The following is a 2,090-nucleotide window of genomic DNA, read 5'->3' as shown; positions in this document are numbered from 1 at the left end:
GGGTCCATGTGGACCCGGATCGGCAGCGCCAGCCTCACCTCCCAGGGCGGGGCCACTTCCCAGACCCCGGCCCGTGGGGAGTTCAACGCCTACATCGACCTGCTGCTGAGCTACGCGAGCTGGATCGGGATGGGCGTGTGCGTGTTCGGGGTGCTGTTCCTGGGCATCGTACTGGCCACCAACGCCCGCCGCGGCGACGGAGCCGGCCTGGTCAACACCGCCACCCTCCTGGCCTCCGGGGCCGCACTGATCGGTGGAGCCACCAGCCTGATCGGCTTCCTCGTCCCGGCTCGTGCGATGAACCTGACCGGATCTGTCGGGTTCATCCAGGACCAGACCTTCTACCTCACCCTGGCCGTGGCCGCCCTGAGCGTGATGATCGCCGGCGCCAGATGGCCTGGACCCAGCGTGCTGAACCAGCCCGGGAGCTGCTCAAGGGCCTGCTCACCCTGGCCGTGGTCACCGCCTCCGGAGTCACGATCCTCAACGTCCTGGTGGCAGGCACCGACGCCCTGGCCGTGCAGATCATCGACTCCGCCATCGGGGAGGACTTCCAGACCGACGTGCTCAAACTGCTGGCCCTGGACAACGCCACCAGCGCCGGCGCGGCCGATCCGGTGTGGCTAGGCGGCAACGTCATCCTCATCATCGTGGGCGGGGTCGTGGCGATCATCGTGAACCTCATCCAGCTGATGCTGATGGTGCTGCGTACCGGAATGCTGTTCCTGATGGCCGGGATCCTCCCGCTCTCAGCCGCCTTCCTGAACACCGAGACGGGCAAGAACTTCTTCCAGAAGGTCATCGCCTGGACCCTGGCCTTCGCCTTCTACAAGCCGGCCGCCGCCCTGATCTACGGGTTGGCGATCAAGATGTCCACCACCGGGGTGTGGGAGGACGGGAGCAGCGGGCTGATCCAGTTCGCCGCCGGGCTGATGATGATCGTCGCCTCCGTGTTCGCGTTGCCGGTGCTTATCGGCTTCCTCAGTCCCGTACTGGGCTCGATGTCCTCCTCCGGCGGTGGCGGTGGGGCGCTGGGCATCGCGGCGATGGGTGCCGCCATCCCGCAGGGCGCCTCCCACCTGGCTCGCTCGGGGCGTGGGTTCGGCTCTGATTCCTCCTCCACGCCGTCGTCCCAGTCCTCTGCTCCTTCCAAGGGCGGGCCGAGCTCCCCGCCTCCTGGGCCGGCTTCCAGCCCCGGTGGCACCACCGGCACTGCTGGCACCACGGGGGCCAGCACAGCCAGCACAACCAGCACGGCAGGCACGGCTGGTACCGCTGCAGCTGGGGCAGCCGCAGCTCCGGTGGCCTTGGGCATGGCGGCGGCCAACGCCGCGCAGAAGACCGGCGAAGCAGTCACCGAAGCTACTCAGTCCAGTGCAGGAGGTGGCACCTCCAGCGCTGGAAGTTCCACCTCGGGCAACAGCTCGGCGGGTGCAGCCTCTGCCGCGGCACCCAACCAAGACGGAGCCGGGAAACCCGCCACGAGCACCGGGGTGCACCCCACCCCGGGCAATGGTGCAGGTGCGGCAGCGTCTGGCATCGGAGCCCGACCCGCCCCGGGCAGTGCTGCCGGCGCGACGCCGCCCCGTAGCGGGGCGCGGCCGACCGGCCCCTCCGGAGCGAAGCCGGCGGCCAAGGCCATCCAGCAGCAGACACGTGCGTTCAAGGCGCAGATCGCCAATGAGACCGGAAACGAGGGCCGCCCTGATGGCGCAGACCGAAGCTAAGACCAGCGAGAACCGCCCGCGGGTGTACGGCAATTTCCGCACCCCGACCTCCAAGGGCCTGGCCGGGCTGTCCACCGCTGGCACGGTGTTGCTGATCGGTGGTGTGGTCGGCGGGATCCTGCTGATGATGCTCAACCTGTGGCTGGTCGCCCTGACCTTCGAGGCCGTGGTCTTGACCCTGATCGCGCTGTCGATGCAGAAGAACAAGCACGGGCGCACCCTCATCGAGCGCATCGTACGCCGCGCCGGGTGGGCCAATACCCGTTACAGCGGGGCCAATGTCTACCGGGCCGGCCCCGTCAGCCGGGTGCCGGAGGGCACCACGAAGCTGCCCGGGATCTCGGCCCGGTCGAAGATCACGGA

Annotated in this window: 3 protein-coding genes; all 3 read left to right on the top strand. The window is 68.9% G+C overall.

The features are described 5' to 3' along the window. Positions 1-627: hypothetical protein (locus tag BJF77_RS20385; protein WP_222844936.1), on the top strand; the 627-nt coding region annotated here is incomplete at its 5' end. After that, entirely contained in the window at positions 519-1,727 is a 1,209-nt protein-coding gene (locus BJF77_RS00815) for a hypothetical protein (RefSeq protein ID WP_158041143.1), read from the top strand. The genes BJF77_RS20385 and BJF77_RS00815, both read left to right, overlap by 109 nt. Beyond that, the coding region (locus BJF77_RS21225) for an SCO6880 family protein (protein WP_369821337.1) at positions 1,708-2,090 on the top strand (383 nt) is incomplete at its 3' end. The genes BJF77_RS00815 and BJF77_RS21225, both read left to right, overlap by 20 nt.

It is taken from the genome of Kocuria sp. CNJ-770, from assembly GCF_001942375.1.
In the GTDB taxonomy this organism is placed as follows: Bacteria; Actinomycetota; Actinomycetes; order Actinomycetales; family Micrococcaceae; genus Kocuria; species Kocuria oceani.
This window is presented reverse-complemented; position numbering and strand designations above follow the sequence as displayed.